Annotated in this window: 14 protein-coding genes; 11 read left to right on the forward strand and 3 right to left on the reverse strand. The window is 32.0% G+C overall.

Annotated features, from left to right (window positions below; all coding sequences use genetic code 11):
• Positions 1–269 precede the first annotated feature (269 nt).
• From ACOQOS_RS02820 to ACOQOS_RS02850, 7 genes are all read left to right on the forward strand, one after another.
• Positions 270–1,307 carry a sensor histidine kinase gene (locus ACOQOS_RS02820; protein WP_420573446.1) on the forward strand — a complete coding sequence of 346 codons (1,038 nt, stop codon included), beginning with the start codon at positions 270–272 and terminating at the stop codon, positions 1,305–1,307.
• On the forward strand, positions 1,304–2,011 hold the full coding sequence (locus ACOQOS_RS02825) for a LytR/AlgR family response regulator transcription factor (RefSeq protein WP_420573447.1): 708 nt from the start codon (positions 1,304–1,306) through the stop codon (positions 2,009–2,011). The genes ACOQOS_RS02820 and ACOQOS_RS02825 overlap by 4 nt, the downstream gene beginning before the upstream one ends.
• Before the next feature lie 375 nt (positions 2,012–2,386).
• Entirely contained in the window at positions 2,387–5,749 is a 3,363-nt protein-coding gene (locus tag ACOQOS_RS02830) for a leucine-rich repeat domain-containing protein (RefSeq protein ID WP_420573448.1), read from the forward strand.
• Positions 5,750–6,128: 379 nt separating this feature from the next.
• Positions 6,129–6,572 (forward strand): hypothetical protein, encoded by a 444-nt coding sequence (locus tag ACOQOS_RS02835; protein ID WP_420573449.1) that lies wholly within the window; start codon positions 6,129–6,131, stop codon positions 6,570–6,572.
• Positions 6,573–6,574: 2 nt separating this feature from the next.
• Positions 6,575–8,278 carry a tetratricopeptide repeat protein gene (locus tag ACOQOS_RS02840; protein ID WP_420573450.1) on the forward strand — a complete coding sequence of 568 codons (1,704 nt, stop codon included), beginning with the start codon at positions 6,575–6,577 and terminating at the stop codon, positions 8,276–8,278.
• A 297-nt stretch (positions 8,279–8,575) separates the two neighbouring features.
• Positions 8,576–10,270, forward strand: a complete 1,695-nt coding sequence (locus ACOQOS_RS02845) for a patatin-like phospholipase family protein (protein WP_420573451.1) — start codon at positions 8,576–8,578, stop codon at positions 10,268–10,270.
• A 422-nt stretch (positions 10,271–10,692) separates the two neighbouring features.
• Positions 10,693–15,765, forward strand: a complete 5,073-nt coding sequence (locus tag ACOQOS_RS02850; RefSeq protein ID WP_420573452.1) for an immunoglobulin-like domain-containing protein — start codon at positions 10,693–10,695, stop codon at positions 15,763–15,765.
• A 73-nt stretch (positions 15,766–15,838) separates the two neighbouring features.
• Here the strand turns inward: ACOQOS_RS02850 and ACOQOS_RS02855 are convergent, their stop codons facing one another.
• The gene (locus ACOQOS_RS02855) at positions 15,839–16,399 is read right to left on the reverse strand and encodes an ExbD/TolR family protein (protein ID WP_420573453.1); all 561 of its coding nucleotides are present in this window, start codon (positions 16,397–16,399) and stop codon (positions 15,839–15,841) included.
• 221 nt (positions 16,400–16,620) lie between these two features.
• Between ACOQOS_RS02855 and ACOQOS_RS02860 the strand changes: the two genes are divergently transcribed.
• From ACOQOS_RS02860 to ACOQOS_RS02875, 4 genes are all read left to right on the forward strand, one after another.
• On the forward strand, positions 16,621–17,523 hold the full coding sequence (locus ACOQOS_RS02860; protein WP_420573454.1) for a DUF6438 domain-containing protein: 903 nt from the start codon (positions 16,621–16,623) through the stop codon (positions 17,521–17,523).
• Positions 17,524–17,534: 11 nt separating this feature from the next.
• Positions 17,535–18,050 (forward strand): hypothetical protein, encoded by a 516-nt coding sequence (locus ACOQOS_RS02865; protein ID WP_420573455.1) that lies wholly within the window; start codon positions 17,535–17,537, stop codon positions 18,048–18,050.
• Positions 18,051–18,156: 106 nt separating this feature from the next.
• Complete coding sequence (locus tag ACOQOS_RS02870) at positions 18,157–20,091, forward strand: CASTOR/POLLUX-related putative ion channel (protein WP_420573456.1); 1,935 nt, start codon at positions 18,157–18,159, stop codon at positions 20,089–20,091.
• 279 nt (positions 20,092–20,370) lie between these two features.
• Positions 20,371–20,568 carry a hypothetical protein gene (locus tag ACOQOS_RS02875; protein ID WP_420573457.1) on the forward strand — a complete coding sequence of 66 codons (198 nt, stop codon included), beginning with the start codon at positions 20,371–20,373 and terminating at the stop codon, positions 20,566–20,568.
• A gap of 218 nt (positions 20,569–20,786) precedes the next feature.
• Here ACOQOS_RS02875 and ACOQOS_RS02880 read toward each other — a convergent pair whose 3' ends face one another.
• Both ACOQOS_RS02880 and ACOQOS_RS02885 read right to left on the reverse strand, forming a co-directional pair.
• The gene (locus ACOQOS_RS02880) at positions 20,787–21,923 is read right to left on the reverse strand and encodes a sodium:calcium antiporter (RefSeq protein ID WP_420573458.1); all 1,137 of its coding nucleotides are present in this window, start codon (positions 21,921–21,923) and stop codon (positions 20,787–20,789) included.
• Positions 21,924–22,021: 98 nt separating this feature from the next.
• Positions 22,022–23,248 carry a S41 family peptidase gene (locus tag ACOQOS_RS02885; protein ID WP_420573459.1) on the reverse strand — a complete coding sequence of 409 codons (1,227 nt, stop codon included), beginning with the start codon at positions 23,246–23,248 and terminating at the stop codon, positions 22,022–22,024.
• Positions 23,249–23,292: the final 44 nt, after the last annotated feature.

Below are 23,292 nucleotides of genomic sequence, written 5' to 3' on the forward strand. Positions count from 1 at the left end.
GATTCAAGGTTTCATTATGAATGCTTCGTGTGAGATTCTGAATCAAGTTCAGAATGACGTTTGATCATTAATGATTAATTATTTACGTCAAAACTATGTTTGAAAACAGTAGTAAAGTCTTAAAACTGATCATCGCGCAAAAAATCACAACAAACCCTAGAAACGATTCCACTAGATTTTTTGTCCGCTATTTTTTTGAGTTGATATAAAAAAATGACCGCTTTGTCCTAAAACAGCATCAGATTGTGAGAAATAGATACTTTTGTGTTATGGAAATTAAAAAGCATTGGAAATATCATGTCATTTTAGGAATTGCGCTTTTGTTGTTGGAATGGTTGGAAGATTATACCATTAACGGAATGAAAGGGTTGATGACCAATTTTACAAGTGATTATCAAGGATTGATTCTCACATTTTATGTATGTTCTATTGCAATTTATTTCTTAAATTTTTTTGTCGTAGCACCAAAACTATTATCTAAAAAACGCTTAATTCCTTTTATTATAGCTGTTTTTGGAATGATTTTACTCTTTGCTGGTTTGCGTTATCTTTCGCAGGAAATCATTCTATTTGAATTTACAGGACGACACAATTATCATAACAATTCACGAAAGTTAATTTTTTATGTTTTTGACAATTCATATTACGCAATTAAGCCAATTTTATACAGTACAATTGTGTTTTTGGTATTGCAATACAATGAAAATAAAGACAAACTTTTTCAATTAAAATTGGAACATAGCAAAGGCGAAGTCGATTTTTTAAAGTCGCAAATCAGTCCACATTTTTTGTTCAATACGTTGAATACATTTTATAGCGAATTGATTGACAAACAACCAGATACTGCAAAAGATATTTATCGATTGTCAGAATTATTGCGGTATGTGACCTATGAATCAGATAAGGATTTTATGCCGTTGCAACAAGAATTAAAGTTCATTGAAGATTATATCTATTTTTATAAAATTCGTTTTGAAGATCAATTATTTGTTAGCTTTGAAGTGAATGGAAACGTAGGAGAGAAGCGTGTACCATCGTTGGTATTGATTCACTTTGTTGAAAATTTATTTAAGCACGGCATTGTAAATGATGCAGCGAATCCAGCAACCATACATATTTCTATTGAAGATACTTTTTTGGAATTGAAAACGAAGAATAAAGTGTTACTTTCCGATAAGTATATGGATTCTGGCGTTGGCGCAGCAAATGTTGAAAGACGCTTAAAAGCAATATTTGATGAGCGTTATGAAATACAATATACCAAAGAAAACGGACAGTTTGAATCGTATTTAAAACTACCTTTATGAGCAAAATGTTAAAATGTATAATTGTGGATGATGAACCGCCAGCAATTCGTTTGTTGGAGAAATACGTTACCAAAGTTTCGTTTTTGGAACTGGTAACTGCGACCACAAAACCATTAGAAGCATTACAAATACTAGAAAAGGAACAAATTGATTTGGTGTTTTTAGATATTCAAATGCCGGAACTTTCAGGTATTCAGCTTTCTAAAATTATTCATAACAAAACAAATATCATTTTTACGACAGCATATCCACAATTTGCATTGGAAAGTTATGATTTGGCTGCAGTAGATTATTTGCTCAAACCTTTTGAGTTTGAACGTTTTTATAAAGCTGTTCTCAAACTCAACGAACCGAAAACCATTGAGACGACAAGTATCACTGACGATTTTTTATTCGTAAAAACGGATGGTAAGAATAATTTTGAGAAAATATATAGTAAAGATATTCAATACATTGAAGGTTTAAAAAACTATGTAGCTATTCATTTAGTTGACAAACAGATTATTACCTATAATACTTTAAAAAACATTGAAGAATGTTTGCCGACTTCTATGTTTGTTAAAACCCATAAATCGTATATTATTTCCTTGTCGCATATTTCTAAAACCGATTCGACTTCAGTGTATATCAATGAACACGCAATTCCTATAGGTGATACATATAAGAAGGCATTTTTTGATAGGATTCAGGAACGGAAACTTTAGATTCCTTAGAAGTTTAGACTTGCGTTGCTTTTAGAGCGCACTTTGTGCTTTTAGTATTTCGGTAGGTGAATTTTTGAGTAATATCAACAAAAGACAAAAACAAATTAACAGTAAAAGTACACTACTTCATTTATCTTGGATTCGTAAATACACTTTGAAACCAATTAATACATTAGTACATTTTCAAATTGTTACATTATAAGAGAAAGGCGTATCAAATTTCGTTGTCATTAAGAGCGTAAGCGCGGTCATCTGTTTGTCGTATAACGTGTTTGTTTTTTGAAAAAATCTAACAATCTAAGTAGTCTAAAAAGGAAGTGTAAGAATTTATTTCTTATTTTAGTCAGATACAACTAAAACTAGAAAGCAACGTATATGTCAAACGAATTACACCCGAAAGATTTTGAGAATGAATTGGAATATGTTGAAACTGTGTTAGGGTTTAAGCTAGATGAAGATACTTATAGTTTAAATGAGAAAGGTGAACTATTAAAACTAACGCTTCACGATAAAGGAATTTCCAACATTAATTTTGTAGCTAATTTAACTTCTTTGGCTGAGTTAAATCTTTCTGAAAATCAAATGAGTGATCTTTCTTCCCTTTCTAATTTAACTTCATTGACAAAGTTGAATCTTTCATATAATCAAATAAGTGATCTTTCTTCCCTTTCTAATTTAACTTCTTTGATCGAACTAAGTCTTTCAAATAATCAAATCCAAGATATTGCAGCATTGTCTCCATTGACTTCATTAATTTGGTTGAATCTTTCTCATAATAAAATTGTAGATATTGGAGTACTTTCTTTATTAACTTCTTTAACCTACTTAAATCTTTCTTACAACCAAGTACATGATATTAGTATTTTATCAAACATTACAAAATTAATATTATTAGATGTTTATGACAATCAAGTGAAAGATATTAATTGCTTATCAAATTTAGTTTCATTAGAAGAATTAAGTTTATCTTTTAATCAAATTCAAGATCTAACTGCTTTAAAAAAGCTTAAAAAATTAGAAAAACTTCATATTTCTAGTAACCTTTTCAAAGATATAAGTGTTCTAAAAAATCTTTTAAAATTAAATACTTTATTTATTTCTTTTAATCAACTAGGTGATTTTAGTTCTATATCTACTTTAACTTCATTAAAGTATTTATCATTATCAGGATGTAATCTGAAAAAACTTGACTTTTTAGAAAATCTAACTCAATTAATAGGTCTTTACATTTCAAATAATTTAATTAAAGACATAACTATTTTATCAAAATTAACTTTGTTGAGAACATTAAAGGTTGATTTTAACTTACTAACTAATATTGATGTATTAAATAATTTAATATCATTGAGAAACTTAAATCTTTCTAATAATCAGATTATTGAGATTGGTACTATAGCAAAACTCAAAAGATTAAATAAATTACAGATTTCAAATAATCCAATAAAAAACGTCCCAGAAACCGTTCTAAATAGTTCAGCACAAGAAATTGTTCGTTGGTTACAGGAAAATGAAAAAATTACCCAAGAAGAAAAGCGTCCCCTAAAAGATGTCAAAGTATTGTTGTTAGGAAATACATATATTGGAAAATCAAACTTATTATTTTTATGGCAACAGCGTTATGGGAAGATTTCAAAACGAAGAAAGTACCCTAAAAAAAGTAATTCTACACATGGTTTGGTGTATGAAGAAATGCGAAAAACTAAAAAAGCACCTTTATTACATATTTGGGATTTTGGTGGACAAGAGTATTTTCATGCAACACATCAATTATTTTTTAGTCCTGATGCTTTGCATGTGTTACTATGGTCTAAAGGAAAGCTAGATACCAGAAAAAAAGATGAAGTAACATTTGAACTCGATTATTGGTTACGTTGCTCAGAACAATTGAGCGAAGGAGATAGTCCTATTGAAATGGTGATGATCGAAAACCGTATTGATCACAAAGACGAAAAAGGTCATTTAGAATTCTACACACATTTTCCAGAAAAAAAATATTTAGAAAAGTTCAATATCTATTCTCCACATGAAGAAGTAGATACGGATAAACTACCTTTTATGTTGAACGCATGTTCGGTAAGTTTACTACATAAAAAACGTTTAGAAGGTATGTTTGAACTCTTAGAAGAAAGAGTTGATATGTTGTATCAAAAGAATTTGCATCCACCAGTATATGCGAAAATAAGAGATGGGCTAAATGATTCAGAAAAGAAAATTTGGACACTAACTGATTATAAAAACACATTCAAAGAAAAAAATAATACGATATTAAAAACACTTAATAAATTAGGTTGCTTGTTATATTTTCATGAGCAATTACCAAACAAAATATTTACACAACCTGATCTATTGTTAAACTTGATTTATGATAAAATTTTAAATAAAGATTTAAAAAAGAAACAAGGGGAATTAGATGAAAATTTTTTAGCAAGCGCAGTAGAAGGCAATGTATTAGGTCTAAAGGAAAAAGAATTACAACGTTTATTAAGCGCTTTTAAATTAATATTCAAAACAAAAGATGGTAGTTGGTATGCACCGCAATATTTGCCAGAAGAATCGCCTGCTTGGTTACAATTACTCAAAGATTATACATTTGGAGTCGCAAATATTATTGTTTCATCGGATCAATATTTAATGAATAGTATTTTGCTAGATATTTTTACAGAATATGCAAATGTCATCAAAAAAGATAAATCCTATATGTTTTGGCAAAAAGGTTTGGTGATTGAAAAAGAAGGACAATTGTTATTAGTAGAATATGACCGAAAACAAATGCGTCTGTTATTGTATGGTGATCAACAAGAAAACAATCAGCAATTACAAAAAGAAGTGGTCGACTTTATTATAAAAATTGTTCATAAAAATAAAATGTCTAGGTATGAACTGGAAAGTAAAGGAGAAGAAGCAGATCGCAGTGGGTTTAAAAATCATGAATTAAAATTAAGTGGCGAAAGTGCTGTCTCTAAAAATACAAGATGGAACAGTGACAAAGTTAAAATTGGCGTCAGTGTTGACGGAAAATATTATGTAAATGTACAACAGCTCAATGATAATGTACGTAATGAAATTTATACCATCAAAGCATTTGATTACGATGATGGTTCTATACGGAAAACATTTTCAGTATTTCAATTCAATCAATATTTAGACAACGAATACCAAGGAAGCATGAAAAAAGTAGCGATTAGTTATTCCAAAGATGATTTAACTTTAGTCAATGAATTTATCAAAAACTTAGTACCATTACAAGATGATGGTTTGATCGCTTCTCCAGTTTGGTACTGTACTGATTTGGAAGCAGGAACTGAATGGGACAAAGAAATCAAAGAAAACTTTGAAGCAGCAGATATCATTTTCTTTATGGTGAGTCCGAGTTTTTTAGCAACAAATTATATTAAAGAATATGAAATAAAAACTGCGATTCAGAAATTCAACACACAAAAAGAGAAAAAGATTCCTGTTTCTGAGCGCATCCGAATTGTTCCTATCCGACTTGAATATTGTAGCTGGATTCGAAAAGATGCGTCCATTAATCTTGGTCAGTTTTCTGCTTTGCCTTATAAAGCAAAACCTGTAACAGATTATAACAATAGAAACGAAGCTTGGTATATGATCATTGAAAATCTTCGAATGGCAATAGAAAATGAAAAAACTACAGGTTTCAAATTCAGAACAAATAAAGAGATTCAAGAACTCCAAGAACGACAAGTAGAAGGGAAGTTGGATAATAATAGCAATTAAACAATCCTTTATTCCAGTTGTTTATATCTTATTCTCGGTGTAAATAATCATTATTTACGGTTTATGACTAGTTCGTTTAGGTTATTTAGCGAATATATTCGGTTCATCAAGGGGTTAGAACCTCTAGAAAACCTGTTATAGTCGATAAAAAATCGATTAAAAGCGATATGTAACTGCTTCAAACCAGTTCATGAAGGATTAACAGGCAGTATAGAACCATTTCGAAATGGTAAATAACCTCTTCTAAATAGTATTCAACGGAATTAATCAATCTCAAAAGGAAAAAGTTACCTAGCAATTCATGATATAAAACAAACTCATTTGAAAAATTTGTACATTTAAGGAATTACCTACAAGGTATTAAAATCAAACAATTTTTATGAAAAATAATTGGTTTCTTATTTCGTTGGCTGCTGGAGTGATTGGTGGTTTTTTAGCGTATATATTATCTGGATTTTGGCAAATAGGAATCGTAAGTGCTGTACTCATTATGATTGTTGTACTATTAAGCAATCCAGCGCGTAGGTATATAAAAGCTTTTTTCTTCCTCATATCTGTCTTTTTATGTTTAAATAAAATGTTCTTTAAAATTTCAGGAGAGATTTTAGGTGTAGAATTCATGGCAGAAAGTGAACACACGGACACTATACTTTCTGTAGGAATTTTAATATTAGCACTTTGTTGTCTCTTGTTGGATTATTTACAACAAAATGATAAACTCAAAGGCACAATTTTTGAAGTAAAAGTGAATAAAAACAAGGTGAAAAATGTTAAAGGAAAGGATATTCATATCCACCAAGAAATAAACGATTCAAAAGAGTAACAATGTTTGAAAAGAAAATAAATAAAGTTGAAAAAGTTGAAGGAGAAAATATTTTCATCTTTCAATACATTGATAGTGCAGGCAACGAATCGAAAGAACGCAAATCATTTGAAGCATTCTTACAACCTTTTGTACAAGACAAGAATGAATTAATCGTAAAACTTCAAAAAAGCATAGCTGACAAAGAAAAAATAGAAGGGTTTTTAGACGAAAAAGTAATACAGCTATCCGATAAAATTCAGCAATTACTTCAAGAAAAACAACAATTAGAAGATCAAGTACAACACTTTTTAACTGAAATTGAAGGAAAAGATTTAAGTCAAACAACCAATCTATATCAAGAAGCTTTAGAATTATTTATACAAGGAAACATAAGCGAAGCTTTATCAATTTTAGATGAAGCCAAACTGGAAGAAATTGAGCAAAAAGCCTTAGAAAGTGTAAAAAATGCAGCAGAAACGAGAATCTTAAAAGCACGCATATTACGTGTAGATCACAAATACGAACAAGCTGGCGTAAACTATGAAAAGGCAGTGAAATTATATGATGATTGGGGCAATAACTTAGAAGTTGCAAATTTTTTCTACATACTAAATGATTTTCAAAAAGCCAGTATATATTATAAAAAAAGTATTGACGCTAGTGAAACGGAAGAGCAAAGAGGAAAATCGTTAGTCAATTATGGAAACTTGAAAAGAAATAATAATGAACAATCAGAAGCCTTAAAATATTATGAAGAATCTTTAGCTATTAGTAGAAAATTAGCGAAAAATGACAGCGAAAAATATAAAACACATATAATAACAGTTTTAAACAATATTGCTGTTATCTGTAATAATAACAATCAATTAGATAAAGCTGAAACCATTTTTGATGAAATAATTGATCTACATGCTAAGTTAACAGCTAAACAACGATTTGAAAATTTCCCAAACTTTGGAATCACGCTTAATAATCTATCAAAATTGTACACCAAGCGACAGCAATTCTACAAAGCTGAAGAAATTAGTACGCAAGCATTGAATGCTTATAAAATGCTAGCATCAGATCAACCAGAGCAATATATTTTTAAGGTTTGTATGGTATTGAATAATTTGGCTAATATTAAAGATGTTATAGGGAAAAATGATGAGGCGCAAGCATTACTTAATCAATCACTAGCCATCGCAGAAGAACAAGCAAAATACAATCCTAGAACTTTTATGCCAGTCATGGCTGATATACTAAACAATTTAGCTGTAGCTGAAAGAAAATCCAATAGCTTACACGATGCTGAAGAAAAATATCTAAAAGCGCTAACGATATACAAAGAATTAAGAAAAAATAATAATAACAAATACACACGAAATATAGTAGGTTTACAGGCTAATTTAGGTTCATTACAAGGGAATCTGAATAAACTAGAAGCTGCAAAAAAAACATTCAATGAAGCGATAGTAACTGCAGAAGAATTAGTAAAAAGTAACAAAGAAAAATACATTTCTCAATTGGCTATGGTAAAGATTAACTTTGCACATTTTCATCAAAATTGTACTCGTAATTCGGAAGAAGCTATACGATTGGCAGATGAAGCAGTTACACATATATTTCCTCTTCGAGAAATTCCATACATACAAAATTACTTAAGTAAAGCTTTATATATTTTAGACAATTATTTTGTAGATATAGACGAATATGTAGCAAAAAAAATTATAGAATCTAGATAACGAATCTACATCATACACTAAAAAAATACATGTTATGATGTTGTCATTTAATAAAAACCAGGTAGAAATGCCTATTGTAATTTTTTAAATCGATGCTTAAATTTGTGACAAACAAACAACACTATAGAAATATTATATTAGTACCAACTGCATGCTAACAACAACGTAGTAAACTCAAAAGGAAAGTCTAAATTAAGTACTTTCCTTTTGGTTTTTATACCGTTAAATCATTATATTTGAGAGACTTCCCCAGTTGTAAATAGCCTTTACACATAACTAACAATATCACAACCTATTATGAAAGAAGAATTCATTCCATTCAAAAATATTGGACTTTGCTTTAGTGGCGGCGGATACAGAGCAACATTCTTTTCGCTAGGAGTTGTTTCTTATTATGATAAGATTCAGTACAAAGGAAAACCATTATTAGAAAACGTAGAAGCCATAAGTACCGTAAGTGGAGGAACGCTATTTGGTGTAGCTTTTGCAAAAGCATCTCAACAAAAAGACTTTGATTTTAAAGTATTCTTTAAAGAATTTTATGAGAACTTTGAACCAGGTAAAGACAAACTCTTAGAAACAGCTATTGCAAAACTAAGTGATGATGAAGTATGGAAGAAAAACCCATACAAGAAACGTTCACTAATTAATGCGTTTGCTTTAACGTATGCAGACATGAATGTATATGATGGAGGTTTTGATATGTTTTTGGATGAAACCAAATTGCAAAACCTAAAATATGTTTGTTTCAACTCTACAGAATTCTCGTTTGGTTTAGCATTCCGTTTTCAAAATTGCGGACTCTTTGGAAATAAACCTTTAAACAATAAACTTCTAGACGATATTGAAGATCAATTGCAATTAGGAGACATTGTAGCATCTTCTTCTTGTTTTCCTTTAGGTTTTGAACCGCTAGTATTTCCTGATGATTATATAAAAAATCAAAATACGCAAGAATACAAAGCTGTAAAAAGCCTAGAACGTTTTGCAGATGGAGTAGGTGTAATGGATGGTGGAATTGCGGATAATCAAGGAATAGGAAGTATGATTAACATCAGCGAAGCTAGAAAACGCGATAAAGAACTTAAAAAAGAGCTAGATTTAATTGTAGTGAATGATGTAGGAAGTTTTAAAATGAACCCTTGGAAACCTGAAGCCAAAACAAAAAATGAAAGCGCTAGTATAAAAAGTACAATCTCTAAAATCTTAGACTATTTTAAAGTAAAACCTCTGTATTGGATCATTTTTGTAATTGGTGTACTGCTCATGGTTCTCAATTCAATGGAAATCTTCAAAGGACAAGCTTGGCCAGCTTTATATATTGTAGGAGGAATCATTTCTGGAATAGGACTATTATTAACCATACTAGGATTAGTTGCTGTAATTGCCAAAGGATTTGCAATTCGATCTGTAACATCTTTATTTAAGAAAAATGTACCAGGTCCTTTAGTAGATGACGTATTAAGTTTCAAAAAGTTAAGTATAGGTTTAGTACAACGAATGCTTAGTGAACGTATTACCTCAACAGTAATAATGGTAAATGATGTATTTTTAAAGCAAGTACGTCGATTAAATTATAAGCTCCTATATTCAAATCCAGACTTACGACACAAAGTTATCACTTCTACAGTATATGAGTTAAATGGAGAAAAAACGGCGTACACAGATTCTTTCCGTTATAACAAAAATATTGATCCATCACCAAGTACCTTACTTAAAAGTATAGGTTTAATAGCTTCCGAAATGCCAACAACGCTTTGGTGGGACGAAAAAGACATTCAAAAAGATCGTATGGATGCTTTGATTGCTTGCGGACAATTTACATCATGTTACAAACTCATGGATTATATTTTAAAACTGAAAAAGAACAAAAAAATAAAACTCACTGAGGAAGAAGTTGTTGCAATAGATACACTCTACAAATCTTTAGAAAATGACTGGAAAAAATTCAATGAAAATCCTTTATTTCATGTAGAATCCTTAAAAAGCTAATATATAGATTCTTACGTAATATGGGCGTTTTATAAAAAAGCGTCCTTTTTTTTGAAAAAAATGTAAAGAAAACTGTAAAATATGCATTAATAAATATTTTTGTACGTTAATACCTTAATAACTGTAAGGTAAATTAAATCCTATCTAGTTCTTTATTCTTTAATTTTATAATAGATCTTATCATTTAAAAGTAAGTTTTGTGTATTTTATCGATTAATAAGTGCGTTTTAACGATGTTTTTAGGGTAGTCAACTAAATACTCTAGAGATCATTTTAAATGAAACTAGCTTTATGATAGTATTGAAAATAGCCCCAGAAATACTCGTTTTGCCCTAAATGTTTATTTCAACAACATCGAACTGTTTTAATAGAATATTTGTCCCAAAATTTTCTTTTGAACTTAACCTAATTATCAAAAAACTATGAAAAAAATTTTACACGTAGTTGTGCTATGTCTATTTGCATCTTATCTTCAAGCTCAGACACCAGGCGTATCTATCTTTTATGAACAAACAGCTGGAGATACTCGAAACTACATTGAGTATATTCCAGGAAACTTACCAATCATTATTTCTGCACCACATGGAGGAGTAAAACAATCAGGACAAACTATTGGAGGAGTATTTTATCCAGATAACGACAGTTCTTTACCAGACAGAAACTGTGGGACGAATGAACGCGATGACAATACTGAAATTTTAGTACGTGAAATACAAAAAGAAATTTTTCAACTCACAGGTTGTTATGCGCACGTAATTATTAACAATCTGCACAGATCTAAACTAGATCCAAATCGTGAAATTAATGAAGCTACCTGCGGAAATGCTAATTCAGCAGATCATTGGAATGCATTTCACGGATTCATTGATCAAGCAAGCGCAAGCGTAGAAACTAACTGGGGAAAAGGTTTATTCATTGACTTACACGGTCAAAGTCATTCAGTTCCTAGAATTGAAGCTGGTTATAATGTTACAGCTGGTGAATTAAATTCTTCAAACTTAAACGCAGCTAGTATCATTAATAAATCTACGATTAGAAACTTAGTAAACAATAACTTAAATAACTTAACACACGAAGAATTAATTCGTGGTAATAATAGTATAGGAGAAATGTTTCAAGATGCTTCTGGAACATTCTATGCAAGTTTAGGACATGCTGGTTGTGGAAGCACAAGTGGATACAGAACTGTTCCAAGCGCTACAAACAATGGTGGAGGAACTTGTGATGATACGCGTCCAAATGGAAATGCATATTTTGATGGTGATTTTTATAACAATCGTAGACATGGTTCTGGAAACGGAACAAGTGACGGAACTGGTGGTTCAGGAAACATTGATGGAATCATGACAGAAGTAAATCGTCGTGTTCGTGACTTAGGAACCTACAACGGACAAGTATTTGACTCACGTCCACAAACATTAGTTCCATTTGCGAAAGATTATGCTGCTGTAGTTTTAAACTTCATCAATACACATTATAATGACTATGCTATGTTTTCATACATGGCAAGCATGTATGCTACAAATGGTTCAGATCCTTCACCAGTAATAGTAGGAGTGCAAAATGGTACATTTTCTGCACCAACTGGTTTAGCAATTAACTCAAGTACAGGAAGAATAGATGTTTCAAATTCAACACTTGGAGACTATACCATTACATATGCAGTAGGAACTTGTGGATATTTCACAACATCACAAACTATTTCTATTGTAACAGATCTTGCTCAAGATACAGAAGCGCCAACAGCACCTACAAGCTTAAATGCCGCAAATACAACTGCAACAACTACCGATTTAACTTGGACAAGTTCAACAGACAATGTAGATGTAGTAGGATATAATATTTATGAAAACAATACACTACGTGAAACCATTACGCAAGTCACCAACTATGTTGCTACAAACCTAACTCCAGACACAAGCTATACATACAGAGTAACAGCAGTAGATAGTGCAGGAAATGAATCCGCTACAAGTAATGAAGTAACTGTATTAACATTACAAAATGTAGTAATCTCATACTGTAATTCTGCAAGTACAAACGTAAATGATGAGTTCATTAGTAGAGTACAATTAGGAGATATAGACAATGCATCTGGAGCTCAATTTTATTCAGATTTCACCAATATTTCTACAGAGCTCGTAAAAAATGGACAATATGTTATCACTGTAACACCAACTTGGACAGGAACAGTATACAATGAAGCATATGCTGTATGGATTGACTACAACAGAGATGGTGACTTCACAGATGCTGGAGAACAAGTATGGACACAAGGAAATACACAACAAACACCTGTAAGCGGAACATTCACAATTCCAACATCAGTTTCAAATGGAGAAACTAGAATGCGTGTTTCTATGAAATATAACGCAATTCCAACATCTTGTGAAACATTTACATACGGAGAAGTAGAAGATTATACAGTCAACATTATCTCTGCTACACCAGATAGTATTGCACCAATCATTACGCTAAATGGAGAAAATCCTATTCAAATATTTGTAAACGATACGTATACAGATGCAGGAGCTACAGCAATCGATAATGTTGACGGCGATATCACAAACTTAATAGAAGTTACAGGTTCAGTAAATACAGCTGTCGCAGGAATATATACACTATTCTATAATGTAAGAGATGCTGCTGGAAACCAAGCTACACAAGTTTCAAGAACTGTAAATGTAGTAACACCTGTTGATGATATAGCACCAGTAATTACACTTAATGGAGATGCTGTAATTGACTTAAATGTTGGAGATTTCTATACAGAATTAGGCGCAACTGCTGTCGATAATGTAGATGGAGATTTAGCTTCTAGCATCAGCATTAGTGGAACTGTAAATACCAATACTGCAGGAACATATATTATTCGATACAATGTAAGTGATGCAGCTGGAAACGCTGCTGCGGAAGTAACACGTACAGTAAATGTAATAGCAGATACAACAGCTCCAGTAATTGTACTCAACGGAGAATCTATTATAAACCTTAATGTCGGCGGAACGTATACAGAGTTTGGAGCAACGGCAACAGACAATCTAGACGGAGATTTAACGCCAAACATTAGTATTAGTGGAGTAGTAGATACTTCTACGGCTGGAATATATACAGTACGATACAATGTAAGTGATGCTGCAGGAAACGCTGCTACAGAAGTGACACGTACTGTAAATGTAATTGCTGACACTACAGCGCCAATAATCAGCCTAAATGGTAGTGATGTAATCACTTTAAACCTTGGAGATGTATATGTTGAATTAGGAGCAACAGCAACAGACAATTTAGACGGAGATTTAACAGCAAATATTAGCATTACTGGAGCGGTTGACACTTCAACTGCAGGAACATACTTAATTAGATACAATGTAAGTGATGCAGCAGGAAATGCGGCTACAGAACTTATTAGAACAGTAATTGTAAACCCTGATACTACAATCCCAGTAATCACATTAAATGGAAGTGCTACCATCAACTTAAATGTTGGTGAAGCATATATAGAATTAGGTGCTACTGCTGTAGATAATATAGACGGAGATTTAACAGCAAACATTAGCATCAGCGGAACGGTTAATACATCAGTTGCAGGAACATATATAGTTCGTTACAATGTAAGTGATGCTGCAGGAAATGCTGCTGTAGAAGTAACACGTACTGTAAATGTAATTGCAGACACTACAATTCCAGTAATCACATTAAACGGAAGTGCTACCATCAACTTAAATGTTGGAGATGCATATGCAGAATTAGGTGCTACTGCTGTAGATAATATAGACGGAGACTTAACGGCAAACATCAGCATCAGCGGAACGGTTGATACATCAGTTGCTGGAACATATGTAGTTCGTTACAATGTTAGTGATGCTGCTGGAAATGCGGCTGTAGAAGTAACACGTACTGTAAATGTAATTGCTGACACTACAATCCCAGTAATCACATTAAACGGAAGTGCTACCATCAACTTAAATGTTGGAGATACATATGCAGAATTAGGTGCTACTGCAGTAGATAATATAGACGGAGATTTAACAGCAAACTTAAGCATCAGCGGAACGGTTGATACATCAGTTGCTGGAACATATGTAGTACGATACAATGTAAGTGATGCTGCAGGAAACGCGGCTGTAGAAGTAACACGTACTATAACTGTAGAAGAAGCAAGTATTGGTTGTGTTAACGGAATCAGTTCATTCCCATACACAGAAGGATTTGAAAATACGCTTGGCGGATGGACACAATCTACAGAAGATGATATCGATTGGACAATTGATGCCAACGGAACACCTTCAAACGGAACTGGACCAGATTCAGCAATAGAAGGAAACTTCTATGTATATGTTGAAGCATCAGGAAATGGAGCAGGTTACCCAGACAAACAAGCTATTTTGACTTCACCATGTTTTGATCTTGGTGGATTAACGGAAGCAACATTTAGCTTTAATTATCACATGTTAGGAACAGACATGGGAACATTAGATGTAGAAATCAGTGAAGATAATGGAGCTACTTGGACATCAATTTGGACTAAGACAGGAAACCAAGGAAGTGCTTGGCAAGTTGCAAATATTGATATTTCTGCTTACACAGGAAGCAACATTCAATTGCGTTTCAACAGAGTTACAGGAAGTACTTGGAGAGCAGATATTGCTATTGACAATATTAGTTTAATAGATCAAGAAATCATAGTAGAAGGTTGTTCAGGAGGAATTACTAATTTCCCATATGATGAAAGCTATGAAAATACGCTTGGCGGTTGGACACAATCTGGACAAGATGATATCGACTGGACAGTAGATTCACTCGGAACTCCATCAAGTAATACAGGACCAACTTCGGCTCTTGACGGAAGTTTCTATATCTATGTTGAAGCATCAGGAAATGGAACAGGTTTTCCAAATAAACAAGCTATCATTAATTCACCTTGTTATGATTTAAGTGGTGAAGCAAGTGCTGATTTTAGCTTTAGCTACCATATGTTTGGTTCTAACGACATGGGAACAATAGCTTTAGAAGCAAGTAATGACAATGGATTATCATGGACAGCGATTTGGAGTGAATCTGGAAACAAAGGAAACCAATGGTTAAATGTAAGTTTAGATGTTTCTCAATACGTAGGTGGAAGTGTTCAATTCCGTTTCAACAGAGTTACTGGAGGAACTTGGCAAGCAGATATCGCTATCGATAGAATTGAACTAAAAACTGGATCTGCAGTTCAAAAAACCGCACAAACTAAAGAAGCTAAAACTAATGTTGAAGAAACTCATTCAATAAATTCACTAACAGTATTCCCAAATCCTGTAAAAGGTAGTGTTTTAAACATAAAACTTGCACATGGAACAGCAACTACATATAGAATTTTAAATCTATACGGACAAGTTGTAAACCAAGGAAAAGCAAGTAATCAAATACAAGTTGGAAAACTTCGTTCAGGTGTGTATTTCATAGAAATATATGATGGAACTCACACAATGACTAAGAAATTCATGAAACAGTAATTTCAGACAGTTGCTAACTAAGAAAAAGCCTGATACATTTGTTTGTATCAGGCTTTTTTAATTGTTCGAAAATCTAATTCAAAGCAGCTTCCGTAATTCGAAATGGATACGATTCTTGTAAAGTTTTAAGTTCTTCTTCAGTCAAGTCTTCAACTGCTTTATTAAACTTCATTTTACACAATTCGCTTCGCAATTCGTAGTAAGCGCCTACCAACTCATTTTGAATGCCTATGTAATGATCATAAGAGGCTTCACGATCTGTTTGAATAGAAATAACTGCAGTTTTTGGATTGTCAGATGAATTTTCTTTCTGTGCGCCATTACAGTATTCACAAGATTGATCGCCATTATTATCCAGAAAGTCTTTGATACTTTCTCGAAGCTCATCTAATGAAATTTCATCATTATTAGCCATCAACTCATTATTTCGATTCAGTCGAATCGTAAAAATGTTTTTTTCTTTTACATCAGCACTACAATCTACACCTTCGGGACAAGGCTTGGGAATCGCGCCTGCAATTCCTTCATCTTCTTCGAAGGTTGTTGTTACTAAAAAAAAGATCAATAATAAAAACGCAATATCGGCCATAGAGCCTGCGTTTATGCCGGAAATGGTTCTTCTGGACATACTCATAATAAAATCGGTTTTAATGTTAATGAAATGTTAACATCAAAAGTAATGCCGCAAATAAAACTGAAAATACACTAAACAAATTTATTTTTAGTTATTAACTCTATATTGCACAATAGACTAATCTGTTGGAATGCTACTTTAAAATGAAAAAGGTTTTTGCAATACTATCTTTAATATTCGTTTTTTCTTGTTTAGAGGAAAAGCAAAATTCGTACGTAAACATGGTAAATCCTACAAAAATTGATAGGTTGACTACTGTGTATGAAACACAAGAATTTGTAAAATCTATAGACTCTAGTATGATCAACTTCCTGTATGTCTCACCAAAAAAGTATAAAAGAGACTTGTATGTCAATTCTAAGATTTTAAACGAATTAGACAGCATGTTTATCAACTACAAACTCTTACTAAAAGAAGATTTTGATGCGAACGGATATACAGACCTAATCGTTACAGGTGAAAAATATCGTCATAGCTTTGATGTATTTGCTATCATGAACCAAGGAAACGAAACTTATAGGGTAGAATACCTGACCATATCTGGTATAAATGATTTTCCAGTGTATCCAAAATTAGTTTATAAAGAAAACCTACCTGTTATTGAGCTATATGGACATGCACGAATGTTTGATGATACAATGGGTAATATTTCTAAACGAACGCTTACCTACAATGTTAATCAGCAAGCATTTTTAGAGTATAATGCTAAACCTTTACAAAAAGAAGTTGCTAAGATTGAATTCAGTCGCAGTGGTTGTTTTGGTAAATGCCCTGTTTTTGATTTGATTTTATACAAGGACAAGCCATCAACGTTAAAGGCAAAAGCATATAATTTTAGTAAAACGTATGAATTTGGGAAAGAAGAAGGTATTTTTGAAACAATGATTGATGAAGACAATTTCGCAAAAATCAGTCAACTAATCAATTACATCAACAGCTCAACCTTAAAGAGTACTTATTTCGCAGCTGGAACATGTCAAGAAACTTTGGATCTAAAAATTACGTTTGCTGACGGAACCATCAAAGCTATTAATGATTATGGCGGAATGGGAACAAACGGATTGGTTTTACTCTACAATAAATTATCTAGATTACGATTCAATCAAGACTGGAAAAAGCTGTAAATTGGCTTTCTATGATTGAAAAAACAACAAAAATTCTTCGTAAAAAACACGTACTTATCATCGGTAAGTCAGAAACAGAAAGACGTCATTTTATAAATCAGCTTCTCAATATTGTAAACTACGAAACATTTCGTTTTCCAAAAGCAATGAGAACTATTGATGAATATTTCAATTTTATCAAGAAACATCAATTATACCAACCTTGGTATCCGCAAAAATCATATAATAGCAATCAAATTTTAGATTTTCATTGGGATTGGATTACAGAAAACAACTCATTAATTGTCATGGAAGAATTTCAATATATGGAAAAACAATGGCAAATTGAACTCATAAAAGAATATATCAATGCTATAGAAAATCATAAAAAAGGTGAAAAGCATATTCATTTAATTATTTCGCAAGATTCAGAAAATGAAATAGTTAGTGAAATTTCTGAAACGATTTTTATCCAAGAAAATGAGCGAAGAACTAAAATACAAATTATGGCACAAAACCTTGAAATTATTGATCTTTCCGAAATATAAGCTTCTAAAAATAGACTAATTATAAATGCTTATATTTATACAATTAAGCTAAAAATCCCCCGAGCTTAGTTACAAAAAACTGTACCATAATCAACTAACATCAATAATGAAAAACTCCTTAAAAGAAAAGTTCTACTATCGGTTAGAACGTTTTATGAGCAAAGGCGGATCGTCTATTTTTTTAAGTCTACTAATCTTATTTATTCTCTCGTTTTTAATTCTCATGGGACTGCGTTTATTACTAATTACGCTGTTTCCTAGTCTAAACTACACAGGAAATCCATTTACAGATATTTGGCTTACGTTTTTAGAAATGACGTCTACCGGAAGTATGGGACAAGACAACAATGCGCCAACATGGTTAAAAATAATGACGATTATCTCTGGATTAACCGGTGTAATTCTTTTATCGATGTTGATTGGTTTTATTACGACTTCACTCAACAAAATGTTATATGAATTCAGAAAGGGTAGAGGGAAAATTATTGAAAGTGGACATACGCTAATTTTAGGATGGAATGAACGTGTTGTTGATATTATTCGTGAATTAATTCTTGCCAATGAAAGTGAACGCAAAGCTTCTGTGGTGATTTTAGCAGAAGCAGACAAAGAATACATGGACGATTTAATTTCTAAACGTCTTCCAGATACGATGACTACAGAAATTATTACCACGCAAGGTGACTATGCAAATATCAACGAATTGGAACGTGTAAATGTTCACGAAGCAAAATCGATTATCATATTAGCAAACTGTACCGAAAGTGCTTCAACAGAAAAGAAAGTTGCTTCAGATGTGCAATGTATCAAATCTATTTTGGCAATAACTTCTTGTCAAGGTGGAACGAACGAATTGCCGATTGTAGCAGAAGTATTTACCGAAGAAAAACGTGAAATCATAAGTTTCTTTGAAGATGAAAATATCATAGCCATAGATAGTTGGACTATTATGGGTAAACTATTAGTTCAAACATCACTTACTAGCGGATTGGAAATGGTTTACAACGAAATATTGTCTTTTGATGGTTGTGAAGTATACTTTCATGAAGATGAATGGAACAATGTGAACTTTTATGATTTAGCCTATTATTTAGAAGACGGAATTCCTTTAGGAACGTATTCAGAAGAAGAAGGTTTAGTATTACGACCAGATCGTGATACAATACTAAAAAATGGTGATCAAGTGGTGATTTTGGCAGAAGATGATTCAACGATTAAACTCGGTACACAGAAAAAATTCAGTCCAAAATCCATTCCTTTAAAAGATGAAAAACTAGAACAAGTTCAAAAGAAAATACTAATTCTTGGTTGGCACAAAGTGGCAGAAATTTTTATTGAGGAAGCTACAGACTATTTAATAGAAAATTCTCAATTTGATATTCTATTCCATGAACCTACTGAAGAACTCAAACAAACAATTGCTGCTTTACAAGAAGAATACGAAGATTTCAATATTAACTTAATGAATGCTAATCCGTTAATGATTGAATCATTACAGGAAATAAATCCTTCACAATATGATAACGTAATTGTATTATCGCAAAGTATGAAGGAAGAAAGTGCAGATAAAATTGACTCTGATACACTAATCATACTGCTAATGCTGCGTAAAGTGATCAACGATTTTGAAAAAACACATTTACTCACACAAGTATTAAATTCTGAAAACCAGGAAATTATCAATCAAACAGATGTAGATGATTTTATTATTAGTAATAAGTTGATTACTATGATTTTAGCACAATTAAGCGAAGAACCTTTAATCAAAACGTTCTATGATGATATCTTTTCTGAAGATGGAAGTGAAATTTATGTAAAACCAACAACACTATACTTCGAAGAATTCCCGCAAAAAATCACCTTTGCCGAAGCAATGGAAATTGCTAACAAACGTGATGAGATTTGTTTAGGAATCAGAAAAGGTGACTTAAGCAAAGATGTAGCTTCTAATTTTGGCGTTACTTTGAACCTTGAAAAAGATGCTGAAATAGAGCTAAATGCAGATGATTTCTTAGTGGTTTTGTCTGAAGATGAACTGTAAAGCACTATGATTTATAAATCACGACAACTAAGTCAGCTTTTGGACTAGAAAATATTTTTGTCTAATGAAATACTACTAAATAAATAATGTAAATATACACTATGAGTAATGCTATTGTAAATGTCTCATAAAAATATAATTTCTTAGTGATTAAATCTTAAAATAAATTGACTCTATAATTTATAAATGACGACTGCTAAATCAAGTCTGACACTAGTAAACTGTTTTTTGTGTGATGAAATGCACCTAATTTTAGTGAAATATTAAATCACAAACATTATGAAAAACAAGAGATCAAAAAAGATGTCATTAAACAAAAGAGCTATTTCTAATTTGACTAAAGAAAGTTTAACGGGAGGAATTACTACAACAAATACAACTACAATAGACCCATTTAGAACTATTACGGTACTTTCAGGATGTTGTGCGAATACCATAGATGATTATACATGTGATAGATTCTGTACAATAGCTTAGTCTAAAAAAGACATTGACATTAAAACAAGAAAGCTGCCTTTATAATTTGAAGGCAGTTTTTTTATACAAAGTCAAAACATATCTAATAACCTAATTCTATATGTGATTATAATTTCCAATTTGATTGGAGTGAAGAAATTTGTTAAAATAAGAAGTTGTTTTCTTTTGTGTAGAGTAACAAGAAGCCAATACAAACAATCTAATGAATCTAAAACTGACTAAAAAATAGAGCTAAAGAAATTTGCAATCCCTGATAATCCGTTGGAAATACTGGTAACAACACTCAAATCGCTATCGATTCCTTTTAAAATAATATAAAGTACAAACAAACCATACAAAGTGATCAGTAGATATCCATGTCCTTTTTTAATGGTTTTAGGAACCAAATAAATAAAGAAGGCTACAATAGTAATAAGCAGCAGTAAAACACGCAATTGACCAACGTTTTCAAGCGTTTCTGGACTCATGCTAATTGGTCCATACATCAGCGTAAAAAGAAATAACGGAAATCCGAGTGCAAAGCAAATATCAAAAATATTACTTCCCAAAGCGTTTGCAACGGCATCATCATAATTTCCTTTCATCGCATCTTTCCAAGAAATAATCGTATCAGGAACACTCGTTGCAGCGGAAGCTAACACAACAGATACAAAATAAATTGGCATGCCTATAGCATCTCCAAACTGCTCACAAGCTTCTACAAGCCAATAACAGGCAATTCCTATAAAAAATACAGAAACAAGCATTAAAATCCATGCTTTTGTCAAGTTGATTTTGCTATCTCCTAAAACGGCTGTAGCCAAATCTCCTTTAAAAAAAGCTACGGTACGGTTTCCGCCATCGGCTTCATCTTCATAATCATTATCAACATCGCCAGAACCTTGACTTAGTAGCATATATGAAATATATGCAACGTACAAAAGCATCAATACCAAACCATGATACCAATGTAATTCTGTGCCAGTAATCAGTAAAATCAGTACAATTTCGCAGAGAATCAACGAAATTCCATCACGTTTTATCACTTTTTTAGAAACATCAATACGATCTACAATTCCTTTACCAATTACAGCCATAATCACTACTGCAGGAATAATCATCGCATTAAAAACGGCACTTCCAGCTGTAGTTCCAATTCCGCCAGAAAAACCATCTTTATCTTTTAAAACGAATAAGAAAAAAAGTGTGGTAAACAATTCAGGTAAACTACTTCCAATAGCGTTAATTGTAGCGCCTTTAATACCTTCTTTCATATTTCGACCCAAATAATCAGAAGCCATTTCAAAACCATCACAAGCGCGCCAAATTACAATACATGTAATAATAATTAAGCCTAAAGAAGAAAGTACTGCCATTAAAAACTGTTTAAGTCACAAAGCTAAAGATTTAAAAAGACATTCAATAATTTAAGCGATGTCTATTTACCATAAACAGGAATCAATTCTATAAGTTGTTACTCTTTAAATTCTATATGCTTTAAAAGTTTTGCACGTCTTTCTTTTTGACTTGAAGCTTCAATATAAATATCAGGAACGGTTTTAGTTTCATCATTAGCACTTCCATCAGGATTTAAGCCCATTTCGCCTGTAAATCGGATTACAATTCCACTATTAGGAAGTGTCAATAACAACGGATCTGTTCCTACGCCATCGCCACTTGTTTTTTCGCCTACAACTGTTGCAAAACCTGTTGCTTTACAAAAAAAGGCTAATGTTTCTGAACTAGAAAATACGGCATTGTCTACCAAAAGATATACCTTTCCAGAGTATTTTACAGTTTCATCATTGGGCACAATATTCATGGTTTCTTTTCTAAACGAATAACTTCCGTCAGACAGTTCTTTAGGCATATTAGGCAAATTAATAGCATCATAGCCAACTGTATCTTCAAAATAACTAGGTTTAAACTTTTGAAGTCTCTCAGAATTTTTAAATGCATACACAACGGGCGTCTTCAAAGTATCTTTAACTAAATAAGGAAGCATATATTCCATCCAATATGTTGTACTTCCGCCATCATTTCCTTGAATATCAATGACGATGTTTTTCTTGAACTGTGCTTTCTTAAAAAAATAAGCTAACGTATCAGCATCTTGTTCCATCAGATCATAACTAAAAGATTTTACATGAATTACAGCTGTAGAGAGTGAATCGATAAACTTCATATCCACATTTTGAAGCGTTTCATTTGTTGTAGTTTCACTTGAATTACCATCTGTTTCTTCATCATTTTCATCTGCAAAAAACAGTTTGTGATTAATATCTTTCCAGTATTTAGAACGTTTGGCGTTTGTTTTTTCAAGTTCCTTTACATAAATCGAATACGTGCTATCTTGGCTTGCACCTTGTTTATATGCGTCATAAAAATAACTGTAAATAATAGTCGGATATGCATCAGTATGTCCATTGTTTAAGTCATTCATCATATCACTAAAAAACTTGAAAAACTCCGTATCATTTTTTGTCTTTTTAATGGTTTCAATATATTCAGACTTTTTAGCAAGCCAATCTGTCTTAAAAGCTCTTTTATTAATGCCAAAATAAGGATAGGATGCTTTTAATTCTTGATATAAATATTCAAAATCAGCAATTTTTTCTTCGGTAGTTAATGGTTTCTGTGAAAAACAACAATTTGCAAAGAATATTATGAAGTAAAAGATAAAAAGATTTTTATGAATCATCTGTAATAGCTTATTTTGTGCGAAATAAACACAAGTCCTATACA

The organism is Kordia sp. (genome assembly GCF_965224175.1).
Lineage (GTDB): Bacteria > Bacteroidota > Bacteroidia > Flavobacteriales > Flavobacteriaceae > Kordia.